The organism is Cohnella thailandensis, assembly GCF_014212135.1.
Classification (GTDB): domain Bacteria; phylum Bacillota; class Bacilli; order Paenibacillales; family Paenibacillaceae; genus Cohnella; species Cohnella thailandensis.
The window spans coordinates 126,605-143,363 of the sequence record NZ_JACJVQ010000013.1 but is presented as its reverse complement, the minus strand read 5'-3'; the positions used below and the strand labels follow the sequence as shown (position 1 = coordinate 143,363).

Annotated in this window: 19 protein-coding genes; all 19 read left to right on the top strand. The window is 59.6% G+C overall.

The features are described from left to right. Nucleotides 1–105: 105 nt before the first annotated feature. The 19 genes from H7B67_RS14840 to trpA all read left to right on the top strand — a co-directional run bounded on the left by H7B67_RS14840 (nucleotide 106) and on the right by trpA (nucleotide 16,642). On the top strand, nucleotides 106–648 hold the full coding sequence (locus tag H7B67_RS14840) for a hypothetical protein (protein WP_185120627.1): 543 nt from the start codon (nucleotides 106–108) through the stop codon (nucleotides 646–648). 99 nt (nucleotides 649–747) lie between these two features. Next, on the top strand, nucleotides 748–1,626 hold the full coding sequence (locus tag H7B67_RS14835) for a heptaprenyl diphosphate synthase component 1 (protein WP_185120626.1): 879 nt from the start codon (nucleotides 748–750) through the stop codon (nucleotides 1,624–1,626). A 10-nt stretch (nucleotides 1,627–1,636) separates the two neighbouring features. Then, on the top strand, nucleotides 1,637–2,356 hold the full coding sequence (locus H7B67_RS14830; RefSeq protein WP_185120625.1) for a demethylmenaquinone methyltransferase: 720 nt from the start codon (nucleotides 1,637–1,639) through the stop codon (nucleotides 2,354–2,356). After that, nucleotides 2,353–3,228: a UbiA-like polyprenyltransferase gene (locus H7B67_RS14825; protein WP_185120624.1), complete on the top strand. Its 876-nt coding sequence runs from the start codon at nucleotides 2,353–2,355 to the stop codon at nucleotides 3,226–3,228. Before H7B67_RS14830 ends, H7B67_RS14825 begins: the two co-directional genes overlap by 4 nt. Further along, a complete protein-coding gene (locus H7B67_RS14820) occupies nucleotides 3,222–3,851 on the top strand; it encodes a UbiX family flavin prenyltransferase (RefSeq protein WP_425353897.1) in 630 nt (209 codons plus the stop codon). Before H7B67_RS14825 ends, H7B67_RS14820 begins: the two co-directional genes overlap by 7 nt. Continuing rightward, nucleotides 3,838–4,698, top strand: coding sequence for a menaquinone biosynthetic enzyme MqnA/MqnD family protein (locus tag H7B67_RS14815; protein ID WP_185120623.1), 861 nt, complete (start codon nucleotides 3,838–3,840; stop codon nucleotides 4,696–4,698). The genes H7B67_RS14820 and H7B67_RS14815 overlap by 14 nt, the downstream gene beginning before the upstream one ends. 30 nt (nucleotides 4,699–4,728) lie before the next feature. Then, nucleotides 4,729–5,703, top strand: a complete 975-nt coding sequence (locus tag H7B67_RS14810; protein WP_185120622.1) for a polyprenyl synthetase family protein — start codon at nucleotides 4,729–4,731, stop codon at nucleotides 5,701–5,703. A gap of 45 nt (nucleotides 5,704–5,748) precedes the next feature. After that, nucleotides 5,749–6,192, top strand: coding sequence for a nucleoside-diphosphate kinase (gene ndk / locus H7B67_RS14805; protein WP_185120621.1), 444 nt, complete (start codon nucleotides 5,749–5,751; stop codon nucleotides 6,190–6,192). Between the two features lie 44 nt (nucleotides 6,193–6,236). Then, the gene (locus H7B67_RS14800; RefSeq protein WP_185120620.1) at nucleotides 6,237–7,052 is read left to right on the top strand and encodes a CheR family methyltransferase; all 816 of its coding nucleotides are present in this window, start codon (nucleotides 6,237–6,239) and stop codon (nucleotides 7,050–7,052) included. 55 nt (nucleotides 7,053–7,107) lie between these two features. Further along, nucleotides 7,108–7,269 (top strand): hypothetical protein, encoded by a 162-nt coding sequence (locus tag H7B67_RS14795; RefSeq protein WP_185120619.1) that lies wholly within the window; start codon nucleotides 7,108–7,110, stop codon nucleotides 7,267–7,269. A gap of 114 nt (nucleotides 7,270–7,383) precedes the next feature. Beyond that, nucleotides 7,384–8,553: a chorismate synthase gene (gene aroC, locus H7B67_RS14790; protein WP_185120618.1), complete on the top strand. Its 1,170-nt coding sequence runs from the start codon at nucleotides 7,384–7,386 to the stop codon at nucleotides 8,551–8,553. Further along, nucleotides 8,553–9,671, top strand: coding sequence for a 3-dehydroquinate synthase (gene aroB, locus H7B67_RS14785; protein WP_185120617.1), 1,119 nt, complete (start codon nucleotides 8,553–8,555; stop codon nucleotides 9,669–9,671). Before aroC ends, aroB begins: the two co-directional genes overlap by 1 nt. Beyond that, nucleotides 9,668–10,039 carry a chorismate mutase gene (gene aroH / locus H7B67_RS14780; protein WP_185120616.1) on the top strand — a complete coding sequence of 124 codons (372 nt, stop codon included), beginning with the start codon at nucleotides 9,668–9,670 and terminating at the stop codon, nucleotides 10,037–10,039. The genes aroB and aroH overlap by 4 nt, the downstream gene beginning before the upstream one ends. Nucleotides 10,040–10,439: 400 nt before the next feature. Next, nucleotides 10,440–12,008 carry an anthranilate synthase component I gene (trpE, locus tag H7B67_RS14775; RefSeq protein WP_185120615.1) on the top strand — a complete coding sequence of 523 codons (1,569 nt, stop codon included), beginning with the start codon at nucleotides 10,440–10,442 and terminating at the stop codon, nucleotides 12,006–12,008. A 28-nt stretch (nucleotides 12,009–12,036) separates the two neighbouring features. Further along, complete coding sequence (trpD, locus tag H7B67_RS14770; RefSeq protein ID WP_425353902.1) at nucleotides 12,037–13,077, top strand: anthranilate phosphoribosyltransferase; 1,041 nt, start codon at nucleotides 12,037–12,039, stop codon at nucleotides 13,075–13,077. Further along, on the top strand, nucleotides 13,067–13,885 hold the full coding sequence (trpC, locus tag H7B67_RS14765; RefSeq protein WP_185120613.1) for an indole-3-glycerol phosphate synthase TrpC: 819 nt from the start codon (nucleotides 13,067–13,069) through the stop codon (nucleotides 13,883–13,885). The genes trpD and trpC overlap by 11 nt, the downstream gene beginning before the upstream one ends. Further along, nucleotides 13,882–14,604: a phosphoribosylanthranilate isomerase gene (locus H7B67_RS14760; RefSeq protein ID WP_185120612.1), complete on the top strand. Its 723-nt coding sequence runs from the start codon at nucleotides 13,882–13,884 to the stop codon at nucleotides 14,602–14,604. The genes trpC and H7B67_RS14760 overlap by 4 nt, the downstream gene beginning before the upstream one ends. Further along, nucleotides 14,601–15,803, top strand: a complete 1,203-nt coding sequence (gene trpB / locus H7B67_RS14755) for a tryptophan synthase subunit beta (protein WP_185120611.1) — start codon at nucleotides 14,601–14,603, stop codon at nucleotides 15,801–15,803. The genes H7B67_RS14760 and trpB overlap by 4 nt, the downstream gene beginning before the upstream one ends. Then, nucleotides 15,800–16,642 carry a tryptophan synthase subunit alpha gene (gene trpA / locus H7B67_RS14750; protein ID WP_185120610.1) on the top strand — a complete coding sequence of 281 codons (843 nt, stop codon included), beginning with the start codon at nucleotides 15,800–15,802 and terminating at the stop codon, nucleotides 16,640–16,642. The genes trpB and trpA overlap by 4 nt, the downstream gene beginning before the upstream one ends. Nucleotides 16,643–16,759 lie beyond the last annotated feature (117 nt).

The window sequence follows — 16,759 nt, the reverse complement described above, 5'->3', positions numbered from 1 at the left end:
TGCGCGTCGAAGAAGCGGACGAGGAAGGACAGGCGATGGCATAGCCTGCCTTTTTTCTTTGTACAATGATAAGGAAGGTACAAAGGGGATAAAGGCGGGATAACGATGTCCTTCGCTAAGGCGGGGTTGGCGCTGGCGGTCGCCGGCGCGGTGGCGGTCGTCGCGTTCGGCCAGCTGCCGAATCTGAACGAACGAATGAACGGGACGCGCGCGGCTCCTTCCGTGTTCGCGCCGATGTCCGTGCAGACGCTGTCCGAGGAGAACATGGTGGACGCGTTCGCCGGAATGAGGCTGGAGTCGTCCATCCGAAGGCTCACCTGGGAGCAGGGCATTCTGACGGTCGACTTGGCGGCTTCCCGGGAACGGGGCGGCGCCGCCGGCGTATGGAAGGACGCGGCGGCCCTGGTCGAGCTCTCTTTCGGCAAGGTGCACAACGTTCGGCAGCTCTTGATCCGGGTGTTCTCCGAGGAGCAGGGCAAAAGGCTCTTGCTATTCTCCGCGGACTCTCGGGCGGCCGACTGGAGATCCTCGGGTCTCGCCGCCCTGCAGGATCCGATCGCGGGCTCCGAGCCCGTCTGGGCGCCCAAAATAAGACCCGATTGGACGAGGGCCGGAGCCGCCTGGAGAAGAAATTTTGCGAATTCATGAAATCAAGCAGACATTTATGCGGACGACGTATGGATATGGTATAATTGTTGCCATGCAAACGGACCCTGCCGCTCTCGTTTATTGCTCGGAGGCTGAATAATGACACGTAACCATTTAGCTCAAATGGCCCAGAAGTACATGGACTACGATATGATTACCCTTCACACGGACGTTCCGGAGATGCCGGAAGGACGGATTCGCCTGCTGCACGCCATGCTCTCGCATCAGCCTTCGGCAGTTACCCATAAGGATCTTCTCGCCGTCGTCACCTCCCTCGTCCAAATGGGTCTTGATATTCACGACCAGGTAGACAATGAAACCGGCGCATCCGGCGGCGGTATGAAAGGCATGCGCTCCCGCCAGCTCAAGGTGCTGGCCGGAGATTATTTCAGCGGGCGCTTCTATCATCTTCTGGCTCAAGCGGGGCAGATCGATATGATCCGGCGCATGGGGGAAGCGATCTGCGACTTGAACCGCGTGAAGGTTCTGTTCTACTCGAAGATGAAGCAGATGAAGCTGAACGCGGAGGAGTATCTGCACCACGGCTCGGAGATCAAATCCGGCCTCTTCCTCTCCTTCACCCATCTCATGACCGGACTCTACGAACGCGTATGGCCGGAGATGATCGAGCGTTTCACAAGATGCGAGCTGCTCGTCCAGGAGATCGCCCGGGCGGAGAAGCCGAGCCCGTCCCCGAGAGGATGGGGCGTCTGGCACATCCTTCAGGAGGGCAACGAAGAGGACAGGCGCGCGATCATGGACGACCGCGCGGATCCGAGTTCGAAAGCGCAGCTGATGAGCAAGTACTCCGTGGTGGAGAAGCTGGGAGACCTGCTGCTGCAAGCGATAAGCCAGCTGCAGCAACTGATCCAGCGTCTGCCCTCGGACAAGTTGATCAAGGAGCTGCAACAGCTTCTCGAGCCGTTCCTGAGCCGGTTGGGACCCATTCCCGCCGCCGGGATCAAAGAACCGGGGTGAAGCCGAACAGATGACAACCAATTCCGATAAGAGCCACGTTCATTCCGTATTCGAGAGCATCGCGCCCAAGTACGACATGATGAACGACATTATCAGCTTTCGAAGGCACAAAGCGTGGCGCAAGTTCACCATGAAGAAGATGGACATGAAGCCGGGAGACAGCGCGCTGGATCTGTGCTGCGGCACCTGCGACTGGACGATCGATATCGCCCGGGCGAACGGGGACGGCCGTACCGTCGGACTCGATTTCAGCCACAACATGCTCGAGATCGGCAGAAGCAAGGTGAAGAAGCTCGGCCTCGAGAATCGGATCGAGCTCGTTCAGGGCAACGCGATGGCGCTCCCGTTCGCGGATAACTCGTTCGATTACGTCACGATCGGATTCGGATTGCGCAACGTGCCGGACATCCATCAGGTGCTGAGCGAGATGAGGCGGGTCGTGAAGCCGGGCGGGAAGGTGGTCTGCCTGGAATGCTCCAAGCCGAGCTGGCAGCCCTTCAAGTTTTTCTTTAATCTCTACTTCCAGAGAATCATGCCCCTGATGGGCAAATGGTTCGTCAAAAGCTATGAACAGTACCGGTGGCTTCCGGAATCGCTAGCGAGCTTCCCCGATCTTCAGCAGCTCGCGGAGATGTTCCGGGAAGCGGGCATGCGCAACGTTAGAGCTTATCCGCTTACGGGCGGAGTAGCGGCGCTGCACGTCGGGACGAAAGGGACAATGGACTCATGATTCGCAAAATTAAAATTTTCCTGGAAATGATCAAGTTCGAACATACGATCTTCGCTTTGCCGTTCGCCTACGTCGGGACGATCCTTGGGGCCGTCACCGAGAATCACGCTTTGCCTTCCTGGGCCCAATGCGGATGGATCCTGCTGGCGATGGTCGGCGCCAGAAGCGCCGCCATGGGACTTAACCGCGTCATCGACCGGGCGATCGACGCCCGAAACCCTCGCACGGAGAAGAGAGCGATTCCCGCCGGCTTGTTGAAGGCGGGAGAAGTCGTTCTCTTCATTGTTATCTCCTTCGCCATCTTGTTCTGGGCCGCCTCTCAATTGAACGGCCTGGCTGTCAAGCTTCTTCCCATCGCGGTGTTTTTTACGGTCTTCTATTCTTATACCAAACGATTTACTTGGCTGTGCCATATCTTCCTCGGAATCACGCTGGGGCTCGCTCCGCTCGGAGGCTGGGTTGCGGTAACGGGAACGATCTCCCTTCCGGCGCTTGTCCTGTTCGCTACCGTCGCTTTGTGGACCGCCGGCTTCGACGTGATCTATGCCTGCCAGGATATCGAGATCGACCGCAAGGAAGGGCTGAACTCCATTCCCGCGCGTTTCGGAATCAAAGGAGCGCTTAGAATCGCCCGCGCTTTCCATTTCCTTACGATCGTCGGATTCGTCGTGCTGCTTGCCCTAACCGATCTAAGCTGGTGGTATCTGGTCGGCACCGTAATCGCGGCCGGTCTGCTCTTCTACGAGCACCGCTTGGTGACGCCGGAGGATCTGAGCAAGCTGCAAGCCGCCTTCTTCACGATGAACGGGGTGTTAAGCTCGGTCGTCTTCGTCTTTACGTTCATTGATTTGGTTCTGGTGAGATCGTGGTGAACGGGGGCGGAACCGGGATCAGGCGCTGGGTCGTGGGCTGGACGGGAGCCAGCGGTGCCGTATACGGGGTCAAACTGTGCAAGGAATTGCTCGCCGCCGGCATCGAGGTCCATCTGGTCGTCAGCGATGCCGGATGGCGCGTGCTGAAGGAAGAGCTGGGGTGGGACGCCGCGAGGCGGCAGGATTCCCTGGCCGCGGGTTTGGGACTGGCCGAGGAATCCCGTCTTCGATATTATCCGAACGGGGATATCGGCGCCGCCATCGCCAGCGGTTCGTTCCGCTGCGAAGGAATGGCCGTCGTTCCGTGTTCGATGGGAACGCTGGCGGCTATCGCTCACGGAACGGCCGACAATCTGCTGACGCGGGCGGCCGACGTGACGCTGAAGGAAGGGCGTCCGCTGCTGCTCGTGCCCCGCGAGACGCCGCTTAACGCGATACATCTGGAGAACATGCTTAAGCTTGCGCGTCTCGGCGTCAGGATGATTCCGGCGATGCCCGCGTTCTATCACGGGCCTCAGACGCTCGAGGATGCGGTGAATTTCGTCGTCGGCAAGGTCCTGGACGGAATGAACGTTCCTCACCGATTATTCAGAAGATGGGGAGAGACCGATGACAACACTTGAAGAGAATTCCCGTCTTATCCGTATCGGGAGAATCGATTACGCGAACGTGTGGCCCGTCTTCCACGGCTTCGACGAGAAGAAGCTCGACTGCGATGCGGAGGTCGTCTATGGCATGCCGGCGGAGCTTAACCGCAAGCTGAGAGAGGGAGAGATCGACGTCGCGGCCATCTCTTCTTTCGCTTACGGAATGAATAGCGACGACTACCTGCTTCTGCCGGACCTGTCGGTCAGCGCGGCGGGCGCGGTCCAATCGCTGCTGCTGTTCTTGAAGTCGCCGCTCGAGAAAGTCAGATTCGGCAAAATCATGATGTCGTCCACTTCGGCAACGACGGTGAATCTGCTTAAGATCGTGATGGAGAGGTTCTACGGAGGCAAGCCCGAATACGAGGCGGCCGAGCCGAACCTTCACGCGATGCTGGAGTCGGCGGACGCCGCACTTCTGATCGGGGACCATGCGATCCGCGCTTCCTGGGAGAACCATGGTTACCGCGTTCTCGATCTGGGGGAGATTTGGAGATTGTGGACGGGCCTTGGCATGACCTTCGCCGTATGGGCCGTCCGCCGCGACGCCGCCAAGCGGCATCCGGATGCGATCGCTTCGATCTACCGGGAGCTTGCCTCCTGCAAGCGGCGCAACCTGGCGGACAGGGAACCTATCGTCCGCGAAGCCGTTCGCCGGATCGGCGGCACCCCGGATTATTGGAACGGGTATTTCGATGGCTTGAGCCACGATTTCGGCCCCTCGGAGCAAGCGGGCTTGAACCTCTACTTCCAATATGCGCGAGAGCTGGGCCTGCTGGACGGGCCGGTCGGTCTGGAGCGTTGGCCCGAATCCGTTCACGCCTAGCACGTTATCCTTGTTACCGAAGGTGAACCTATGAAATTATTGAAGCTGTACGCATCCTTGAAGCCGGAGCTCCAATCCATTGAAGACTCCCTTGCCGACAGCGTCTCCTCGGAGCTCGAGCTGCTCGACGATTCGGCCAAGCATCTGCTTAAAGCCGGGGGCAAGCGGCTTCGTCCCGTATTCGTGCTGCTGGCGGGCAAGTTCGGCCATTACGACCTGGAGCGCCTGAAGAAGGTGGCGGTTCCGCTCGAGCTGATCCATATGGCATCGCTCGTTCACGACGACGTCATCGACGACGCGAATACGAGACGGGGCCAGCCGACGGTCAAGGCGAAGTGGGACAACCGGATCGCCATGTTCACCGGGGATTATATCCACGGCAAGGCGCTCGTCGTGGCCGGACAGCTGGAGGACCCTCGCATCCATCGGATCCTATCCGGCGCGATCGTACAGATGTGCATCGGCGAGATGGAACAGATCCGAGATTTCTTCAATACCGAGCAGACCACCCGCAACTACTTGCTCCGGATTCGCCGGAAGACGGCCTTGCTGATCGCGATCAGCTGCCAGCTCGGCGCGATCGCCGCCGGAGCGCCGGACCGGGTGAGCAGCGCCCTGTACCGGTTCGGCTACCAGGTCGGGATGGCTTTCCAGATCACCGACGACCTGCTTGATCTGTGCGGCACCGAGAAGGCGATCGGCAAGCCGCCGGGAAGCGATCTTCGCCAAGGCAATATCACGCTGCCGGTCCTGTTCGCGCTTCGCGAGGAGAAGCTGCGGGAGCCGCTTCTGGCGGAGATCGCCGCCATTCGCGAAGCGGACGGCACGGCGGTATCGGCGCCGGCGGTCAAGCTCGTTCGCTCCAGCGCGGGCATCGCGGAAGCGGAGAAGCTGGCGGACCGCTACATCGCCAAGGCTCTGCGGGAGCTGGATAATCTGCCGGACATCCCGGCCAAGAAGAATCTGGCGGAAATCGCCAAGTTTGTGGCGCAGAGAAGCTATTAATTATGTTAAGATAAGAGCATTACGGGAATAGAAGGAGGTCTAATTATGGAACGGACATACTTAATGGTCAAGCCGGACGGGGTTCAGCGGGGGCTGATCGGAGAAATCGTCGGCAGGCTGGAACGCAAAGGACTTACGCTCATCGGCGCGAAGCTGATGCTGGTGACCGAAGAGCAAGCCAAGCGGCATTACGCGGAACATGAGGGCAAGGACTTCTATGACCGTTTGATGACCTTCATCACCTCCGGGCCCGTATTCGCCATGGCATGGCAAGGAGACCAGGCCGTCGCGGCCGCCAGGCAGATCATCGGCAAGACGAACGGGCTGGAAGCCGCGCCCGGAACGATTCGCGGCGATTACGCGCTACATACGAACTACAATCTGATTCACGGCTCCGATTCCGCGGAGAGCGCCGAGCGGGAGCTCGGGATCTTTTTCCAAGAGTCGGAATTGGTCGGCTACGATAAAACGATTCAAGCGTGGATTTAAAAACATAACGAAACGCAAGGCAGCATGGGGGAGAGGGAATCGGAATGACGGATCTTGGTGCAAGCCGTACGGCGGGACGATCGGAGGACGAGGATTTCGCCAAGTTCGTCGCGGACATCCGCCGGGCTACGGCTATCGACCTGTCCCAATACAAGGAGACGCAGATGCGGCGTCGGCTGACGACGCTTCGCATGAAACACGGATTTCCGACGTTCGCGAAGTATTTCGAAGCCATGACGTCGGATCCGAGGCTGAAGAATGAATTTCTGGACCGGATGACGATCAACGTATCCGAATTCTGGCGCAACCCGAACCGTTGGCAGCTGCTGATGGACAAGTTTTTCCCCGCGATGATCAAGCAATCCACCTCCCTGAACGTCTGGAGCGCGGCTTGTTCGACGGGCGAAGAGCCTTATACGATCGCGATGATTTTGGACAAGCTGGGGGTTTTGAATTCCTCCAAGATTCTAGCCACCGACATCGACGAAGGGGTGCTCGCGAAGGCGAAGGTCGGCTCTTATCTCGAGAGATCCCTTCGCGATGTGCCGCGCGGCTTCCAGGCGGACTATTTCGCGCAGTCGGACGGGGCTTATCTCGTGTCGGACAAGCTGAAGAGGGCGATTCGTTTCCAAAAGCAAAATCTTCTGACCGATCCGTTCGGCGAGAAGTACGATCTGATCGTGTGCCGCAACGTGATGATCTATTTTACCGAGGAAGCGAAGCAGCTGCTGTACGCCAAGTTCGCGCGGGCGCTGAAGCCGGGCGGATTGCTATTCGTTGGGAGCACGGAGCAAATTTTCTCGCCCGGACAGTACGGGCTTGAGACGGCGGATACTTTTTTCTATCGCCGCACCGTATGAGTTGAGCGATGCCGCGCGATACTAGAGATACCCATCCATATTACGGAGGATCTCCATGGACAAGCGCAAAGTGATTGCCGCCTACAAGCGCGGCCTGATCTCATCGCGAGAATGCGCACAGATCCTTGGACTCGACAACGTCGATCTGCTAGGCTTCGTACGCGATACGGCCATCGATTCCAAGCTAGCCCTCTCGAAACAGTCCGTCAGAAGCTGACGGGCTGTTTTCTTGTCAAAATCTCGAGGCCTGAGCTATAATGAGAAATACGTTATCGGGTTGAAGCAATAAAGCGTTTAAAGCGTTCGGAATGAGATAAGGGAGGACCATCACTTGAGTTTACGTTATTTGACCGCCGGGGAGACTCACGGGCCACAGCTTACCGCTATTATCGAAGGATTGCCAAGCAACCTCGAGCTTGATTTCGAGGCATTGAACTTCCAGCTTCTGCGCCGCCAGAAGGGGCATGGCCGCGGCCGCCGCATGCAGATCGAGAAGGATACGGCTCAGATCGCCGGCGGAGTCCGCCATGGCCGCACGACGGGAGCGCCCGTTGCGCTCATCGTCGCGAATAACGACTGGAAGCATTGGACTTCGGTCATGAACATCGAGCCGATCGAAGGCAGCGACGAGTCGAAGCGCCGCATCCATCGCCCGCGTCCGGGCCATGCGGACCTGAACGGCGGGATTAAATACAACCACACGGACCTGCGCAACGTGCTTGAGCGTTCAAGCGCCCGCGAGACGGCGGCCCGCGTCGCGGTCGGCGCGGTCGCGCGGCAGCTGCTTGCCGCCTTCGGCATTCGCGTCGCGGGTCATGTCGTCAAGATCGGCGGCATCAAGGCGCCGGCTCCGAACCTGCCGATCGACGAGCTTATCGCCAGAACGGAGGAATCGCCGGTTCGCGTGACGGATCCCGAGACGGAAGCCGCGATGACGGCTCTCATCGATCAGACGAAGGCCGACGGCGATTCGATCGGCGGCGTGGTGGAATGCATCGTGACCGGACTGCCGATCGGTCTCGGAAGCCACGTCCAATGGGACCGCAAGCTGGACGGACGCATCGCCCAAGCGGTCGTCTCGATCAACGCGTTCAAGGGCGTCGAATTCGGAATCGGCTTCGAAGCGGCCGATCTGCCGGGATCGCAGGTCCATGACGAGATTCTGTACACGCCGGAGAAGGGCTACCATCGCGCGAGCAATCGCCTCGGCGGCTTCGAAGGCGGCATGACGAACGGGGAACCGATTATCGTCCGCGGCGTCATGAAGCCGATTCCGACGCTGTATAAGCCTCTGCGCAGCGTGGATATCGATACGAAGGAAGCGTTCACGGCTCAAGTCGAGCGTTCGGACGCCTGCGCCGTTCCGGCGGCAAGCGTCGTCATGGAGAGCGTCGTGGCATGGGAAGTCGCCAAGGCGTTCCTCGAGAAGTTCGGCGGGGATTCGATGGAAGAGATCAAGCGGAATTACGACAACTACCTGAGACAGGTGGCGGAATACTGATGGCTGCTTCTACCGAACTGCGCGAACTGACGGTGGAGCTCGGGGAGAGATCCTATCCGATTCTCATCGGGACGGACTTGCTGAAGCGGACCGGGGACCTGTTCTTGAAGCGGGGGTTCCCGGTCAAGGCACCGGTTCTGCTCGTGACCGACTCCGCCGTCGAGCATCTGTACGCCTCGACGGTCGAGGAGTCGCTGCGGCAAGCGGGCTACAACGTGACGAGAGCCGTCGTCTCGTCCGGAGAGAAGTCGAAGTCGCTCGGCGTCTTCGACGATCTGATCACGGCCGCCCTCGAGGCGGGGCTGGATCGGAAGTCGACGGTTATCGCGCTCGGCGGCGGCGTCGTGGGCGATCTCGCCGGCTTCGTCGCGGCTGCCTACATGAGAGGCATCCGCTTCGTGCAGATCCCGACCACGATTCTGGCGCACGACAGCAGCGTCGGCGGCAAGGTGGCGGTGAACCACCGCCTCGCCAAGAACATTATCGGCGCGTTCCACCAGCCGGAGTTCGTGCTCTACGACCTCGATACGCTGAAGAGCCTGCCGATGCGCGAAGTGAGAGCCGGTTACGCGGAAGTGATCAAGCACGGCCTGATCTGGAACGAAGAGTTCGTGAATTGGTGCGACGAACGGGCCGAGCAGCTGCTCGCCCTCGATTCGGATTCCCTTGGACATGCTTTGTACGAAGGCTGCAAGGTGAAGTCTATCGTCGTATCCCGGGACGAGAGAGAGAACGATCTGAGAGCGATCTTGAATCTCGGCCATACGATCGGACACGCTCTGGAAGCCGTTGCCGGGTATAACGAGCTCCTTCACGGGGAAGCGATCTCGATCGGCATGGTCGGTTCCGCGAGACTGGCGGAGAAGTTCGGCTACGATCCGGGAATCGCCGAAGAAACGGAGAGGCTGTTCCGCAAGTTCGGCTTGCCGGTTCGCATTCCGGCTCATTATGCGACCGATTCGATCATGGAAGCGATGATGCACGACAAGAAATTCGCGGAAGGCAAGATGGTGTTCGTCGTTCCGAAGGCGATCGGGGAAGTGGAGATTCGCGGCGACGTTCCCGTCGAATGGGTGCGAGGCATCGTCGAAGGGCTTAAGGAGGAGAGCGGGAAATGAGCGTAAGAGGGATCCGCGGCGCCATTACGGTGGAGGCCAATGACAGCAAACAAATTCTGGACGCGTCGGTTACGCTTCTGAACGCGATCGTGGAAGTGAACGGCATCTTGCCGGAGGATATCGCCGGAATCATGATTACGGTAACGCAAGACCTCGACGCGGCTTTCCCGGCGAAGTCCATTCGCCAGCTCGAGGGCTGGGAATTCGTGCCGCTCATGTGTTCCTTGGAGATTGCGGTCGAGGGAAGCCTGGAGCGCTGCATCCGCTTCATGGTTCTCGCGAATACGGACCTGAAGCAGTCGGATATGAGGCATGTGTACCTTGGCGAAGCGGTCAAGCTTCGTCCGGATTTGTCGGCGGCCCGTTGACGCGCGGCGCGATAGAATGATATAGTGATGTCATGACTTGGAGCGGAACGGTCGTCCGGAGGGACGGCAACTTACGCGAGAGTCGACGAGCGGAGAAGAGATGAGTCGAGTCGAGAAGAGGCGTCGAACCACCCTTAGGCTTTACGAAGAACCGGGGCGGCAGTCGGCGGCGGGAAGGCTTATTCGCGGGAACTAGTTCCTCGCGCCATGGCCGAACCTTACCTTTTGATCGCGCAAGCATCTCTGATTTTCTCAGGGATGCTTTTTTTGTTGTCTCTTAAGAGATCGGCTCGGGGCAAGAGGCAATACGGCAAGGGCAATGCCGCATCTCCGTCAAGGAACGGAGAGCGGATCGGCGAGCCGCACGAGAGGCGGCTCGGAGGGGAGCGAGAAGGAGAACATGGAGCAGAATCGTAAGCAGGAACTTCAAGAGGTTATTCGTCTGGCGGGGAGCTACAACGTCATCCCGGTCGTCCGCAAGCTGATGGCGGACACGGAGACCCCGATTCGAGTGTTTCAGCAATTAAGCCTGGACGGCCGGGCATTTTTGCTGGAGAGCGTAGAGGGCGGCATCAAATGGGCGAGATATTCGTTCATCGGCACCGATCCTTTCTTGCTGCTGAAGCTTAAGAAGAACAAAGTGACGCTCGAAGAAGGCGGAGTTACCCGTTCGTATTCGACCAACGATCCCTTGAAGCTGCTGCGCGAGAAGCTGAGCGGCTACCGAAGCCCGCAGCTGGCGGAGCTGCCGCCTTTTACGGGCGGAGCCATCGGTTTCTTCGGCTACGATCTGCTCCAATATTACGAGCGCAAGCTGCCGGCTCACCCGGTAGACGATCTGGTGATGGACGACATGCAATTCATGTTCTGCGACCAAGTAATCGTCTTCGACCATTTGAAGCAGCAAGTATTGGTCATCGGGAACGTTCACGTGAAGGAAGGCGCGGAAGAGCAGGACATCGAGCAAGCCTACTTCGAGGCTTGCAGCCGGATCGAGAAGCTGATCCGCCGCCTCCAGCAGCCTGCAAGCCAGCCGGCGGCCGTCGCCAAGGGAGCTCCTCCCCAGGACCCGGATCTCGGACGCATCGAGTCCAACGTGACGAAGGAGCAGTTTATCGCCAATGTGGAGCAAGCGAAGGAATACATTCGCGCCGGCGATATTTTCCAGGTGGTGCTGTCCCAACGCTTCCACATCGAGACGGAGGTCGATCCTCTGCTCGTGTATCGGGTGCTCCGTACGATGAATCCTTCGCCGTATATGTACGTGCTTAAGTTCGATGAAGAAGTGATCGTCGGCACCTCGCCCGAGCTGCTTGTCAAGGTGGACGGAGACCGAGTGGAGACGAGGCCGATCGCCGGCACTCGCCCGCGCGGGAAGACTCCGGAAGACGACCTTAAGCTGGAGCAAGAGCTGCTGGCCGACAAGAAGGAGAGGGCGGAGCACGTCATGCTCGTCGACCTCGGCCGCAACGACCTGGGTCGCGTCTCGGAATTCGGTTCGGTCAAGTGCGATTCCTACATGGAGATCGAAAGATATTCCCATGTCATGCATATCGTCTCCAACGTTTCGGGCAAGCTTCGCGAGGATAAGGATTTCTACGATGCCTTCCTCTCTTGCCTGCCGGCCGGCACGGTGTCCGGAGCGCCGAAGCTGCGGGCCATGGAGATCATCGCCGAGTTGGAAAAGGAAGCGCGGGGAGCGTACGCGGGAGCGATCGGATACCTGGGCTTCTCGGGCAACCTGGATACGTGCATCACGATCCGCACGATCATCTTCAAGAACGGCCGCGCGTTCGTTCAGGCCGGAGCGGGAATCGTGGCCGATTCCGTTCCGGAGATGGAATACGAAGAGACCGTCAACAAGGCGAAGGCCCTGCTCAAATCGATTCGCGCCGCCGAAGCGGTATTCCCGGCTCACAAGCCCGCGCATTCGCTGGCGGGAGACCGACGCACGAATCTGGATTATTAAGCTTAGAGAGGTGATAGAGATGACGATTATGAACGCGGAATTGACGATGCCCCAGGCGATCTCGACCGTATCGGGCGGGCAGAATCTGACGGTCGAGCAAGCCCGTTCCGTCATGAGGCTGATCATGTCGGGCGAGGCGACTCCTTCTCAAATCTCGGGACTGCTGATCGGCCTGCGGATGAAGGGGGAGACGGTAGAGGAGATTACCGGATTCGCGGAAGCCATGCGCTCCTTCGCGGGCCAGGTGAAGACGGAAAACCGCGATTTGCTCGATACGTGCGGAACGGGCGGCTCCGGAATCCACAAGTTCAACATCTCCACGACGTCGGCCATCATCGCGGCGGCGGCCGGAGCCCGCGTGGCGAAGCACGGCAACCGGGCGATGTCCGGCAAGTCCGGCAGCGCGGACGTGCTGGAGGCGCTCGGGGTAGGAATCGGGCTGACGGCGGAGCAAGCGGCGGAATGCTTGACGCGCACCGGCATCTGCTTCATGTTCGCTCAGCTCTATCACCCGGCTCTGAAGCACGCGGCCGTTCCCCGGAAGGAGCTCGGGGTCCGTACGATTTTTAACCTGCTGGGCCCTCTCGCGAATCCCGCCAATGCCGATCGGCAGATGATGGGTCTCTACGACCGCTCGAGAACCGAGACGGTAGCCAAGGTTCTGGGGAATCTGGGGCTGAAGCGCGCGCTCGTTGTCGGCAGCCACGACGGACTCGACGAGATCAGCATCTCCGCTCCGACGCGGATATCGGAGCTTAAGGACGGCGTTGTCTCGACCTACGACATCGCGCCGGAGGACTTGGGCCTAACGACGCTTCCGCTCGGCGAGGTCAAGGGAGGAAACGCCGCCGAGAACGCGGCGATCATTCACCGGGTGCTCGGGGGGGAACGCAGCGCGTACCGGGATATCGTTCTCGCGAACGCGGGAGCCTGCCTCTACGTTGCCGACCGCGCCGGATCGCTTCGCGAAGGGGTCGAGCTTGCCGCCGGAACGATAGACTCGGGCAAGGCATTGGACAAACTAAAGCAATGGATTGCGACGACAGGAGAAATGAGCCATGTTTCTTGATCGGATAGTTGCCACCAAGAAGATAGAAGTAGAACGGTTAAAAGAGACTCTGGTCATCGCGGACGCGGAGAGAACGATCTCGGCGATGCCGGAGTGCCGCGGCTTCGAGCAAGCGCTGAAGGACGGGAATCGCCGTCGCCCGGTCGGCCTGATCGCGGAGGTGAAGAAGGCGAGTCCGTCCAAAGGGCTGATTCGCCCGGACTTCGACCCGGTGGCGCTAGCGCAAGCTTATGAAGCGGCGGGCACCGATTGCATCTCCGTTCTGACGGATAAGGATTATTTCCAAGGAAGCAATGAATACTTAACGGCGATCAGAGCCGCGGTAGACGTGCCTTTGCTGCGCAAAGACTTTACCGTCGACGAATCCCAGATTTACGAGGCGCGCCTTATCGGCGCGGACGCGATTCTCCTTATCGCGGCTATTCTTAGCAAGCAGCAGCTGTCTGGCTACCACGATCTTGCGCGCAGCCTTGGCTTGGACGTATTGGTCGAAGTGCACAATCGCGAAGAGCTGGATACGGTGCTCGATATCGGCAAGGCGACGCTGATCGGAGTCAACAACCGGAACCTGCATACGTTCGAGACCGACCTGAAGGTAACGGAGGAGCTGATCTCCCTGCTGCCGGCGGGAGTGACGACGGTCAGCGAGAGCGCGATCTCGACTCCGGCGGACATCGACTTCGTTCGCCGCGCGGGAGCGCAGGCCGTGCTCGTCGGAGAGCAATTCATGCGCCAGAAGGACGTCGGCGACGCGGTTCATACGCTGCTCGGCCCCGTCATCCCCGGGAGAGAAGGCGTTGGCCGATGAACGGGACGACGGCCGAAGCGGCGAAGAAAGCGGCGACGCTAGTCAAAATTTGCGGAATCAAGGAAGAAACGACGATTGACGGAATGAAGGGGCTCCCGGTAGACTATATCGGATTCGTCTTCGCTAAGAGCAAGCGGCAAGTGACTCCGGAGCGGGCGGCCGAGTTGATCTCGGCGGCGTCCAGGACTCAGATGGCGGGAGAAGCGCCGCCTCAAACGGTTGGCGTGTTCGTCAATCCGACTCTGGAGGAATTGGAGCGGGCGCTGTCCGTCGCGAAGCTGGATGTCGTCCAGCTTCACGGGGAGGAGACTCCCGCGTTCGCTCGCCAGGTAGCGGACCGGTTCGGAGTCAAGGTCTGGAGAGCGCTGCCCATTGTCGAGAGCGCGGGAGACCCGGTAGGAGCCGTCGAGCCGGAAGGCGCCGGACCGGCCAGGCTGGAGGCATACCGGGGAATAGCCGAAGCGATTCTGATCGATACGGCGGGCGGCGGCACCGGGAAGACGTTCCGCTGGGATCTCATTCCCGGCTATCAGGAGGCTGCCGCCGCGAACGGCCTCAAGCTGTTCGTCGCCGGCGGACTCAGCCCCGACAACGTGGACGGCCTCGTAGAGCAGTATTCGCCGGAAGGCGTCGATATTTCAAGCGGAGTGGAGACCGACGGCGTGAAGGACAACGCCAAGATCGCCGCGTTCGCGCAGAAGGTGAGGAGCAAATCATGACACAGACACAGGTTCCCGATTCGTACGGCCGGTTCGGCGCGTTCGGGGGACGCTACGTTCCCGAGACGCTGATGAACGCTCTTCTTGAGCTCGAAGAAGCATATAACCGTTACAAGAACGATCCGGAATTCCTGGCGGAGATCCGCTATCTGCTGAAGCAGTATGCGGGAAGACCATCCCCGCTCTATTATGCGGAGCGGCTTACGCAGCATCTGGGCGGCGCCAAGATCTATCTGAAGCGCGAAGACCTGAACCATACCGGCTCGCACAAGATCAACAACGCGATCGGGCAGGCCGTGCTGGCCAAAAGAATGGGCAAGACGAAGGTGATCGCGGAGACCGGCGCGGGGCAGCACGGAGTCGCCAGCGCGACGGTCGCGGCATTGCTCGGACTGGAATGCAAGGTATTTATGGGAGAAGAGGATACGAAGCGCCAGCAGCTGAACGTGTTCCGCATGAAGCTATTGGGCTCGGAAGTCATTCCGGTCACCTCCGGCTCGAGAACGCTCAAGGACGCGTGCAACGAGACGCTTCGGTACTGGGTCAGCCACGTGGACGATACGTATTACATTCTCGGATCGGTTACGGGACCGCATCCTTATCCGATGATGGTTCGCGACTTCCAGCGCATTATCGGCGTGGAGACGAAGGAGCAGATCCTGGAGGCGGAAGGCCGCTTGCCGGACGTCATCGTCGCCGCCGTCGGCGGGGGAAGCAATGCGATGGGCATTTTCCACGATTTCATTCCTGACGCCTCGGTGCGCCTTATCGGCGTCGAAGCCGCCGGCCGCGGAGTCGATACGGAGCAGCATGCCGCGACGATGACTAAGGGACGTCCGGGCGTGTTCCAAGGCTCGATGAGCTACGTGCTGCAGGACGAAGGCGGACAAGTGCAGGAAGCCCATTCGATCTCGGCCGGTTTGGACTATCCCGGAATCGGGCCGGAACACTCTTATCTGAAGGATTCCGCGCGGGCCGAATACGTTCCGGCTACGGACCGCGAAGCTCTGGACGCGCTTAAGCTCCTGTCCGTGCAGGAGGGAATCATCCCGGCGCTGGAATCCTCCCACGCGATCGCGCATGCGATCAAGCTCGCGCCGACGCTGCCTAAGGATTCGCTGCTCGTCGTCTGCCTGTCGGGACGCGGGGACAAGGACGTGGAGGCCATCATGCCGTACTTCGAAGGAGAAACGAAATGAGCCTGAACCAGACGAATCTTATCGATGCGGCATTCGCGGAGTTGAAGGAGAAGGGCGAAACCGCCCTTATTCCTTTCATGACGATGGGCGACCCGGATTTAGGCACTTCCGTGGAGCTCATTAAAGCGGCGGAAGCCGCGGGAGCGAGCATGATCGAGCTTGGCGTTCCTTATTCCGATCCGCTGGCGGACGGGCCAGTCATTCAACGGGCTTCCGAGCGGGCTCTGAAGAATCGGATCTCCTTGCTGGACTGCATGAAGGTCGCCTCCGAAGCTCGCAGGCAAGGAGTGAAGATGCCGTTTATCCTGTTTACTTACTTTAATCCGGTACTTCAGATGGGATTGGAAAAATTCTTCGATCTCATGCGGGAGCATGATTTCAGCGGAGCGATCATTCCCGATCTGCCTCTCGAGGAAGACGAAGAGGTGCGCGGGCTTGCCGAGAAGACGGGCGTTCATCTCATTCCTCTCGTCGCGCCGACTTCGGAAGCCCGCGTGGAGAGAATCGCCGCCCGGGCTCGCGGCTTCGTCTACTGCGTCTCTTCGCTCGGAGTCACGGGCGTGCGCAGCAGCTTCCATTCCGGGCTGGACCAGTTCCTGGCGACGGTTCGCAAGGCGGCGAGCGTGCCGATCTGCGTCGGCTTCGGCGTCTCCTCGAGGGAGCAGGCCGAGTCGCTTGCGGACAAGTGCGACGGCGTTATCGTGGGAAGCGCGATCGTCCGCAAGGTCGAAGAATCGCTCCCGCTGCTTCAGGACGGGGATGCCGACAAGCGCCGCCAAGGCGTCGAGGAAGTTAAGACGTTCATAACGGAGCTGAAACCCCGCGCGGTTCGGTCTTGAGCCGAATTTGCCGCTGTCGAAGCTTTCGGTTTGCCGACATTTTATCTGTACAGGTTCCTGTCCTTATGTCACAATAGAACATAACAGTTCAAACGGAGCGTGTGTCCTGCGCTCCGT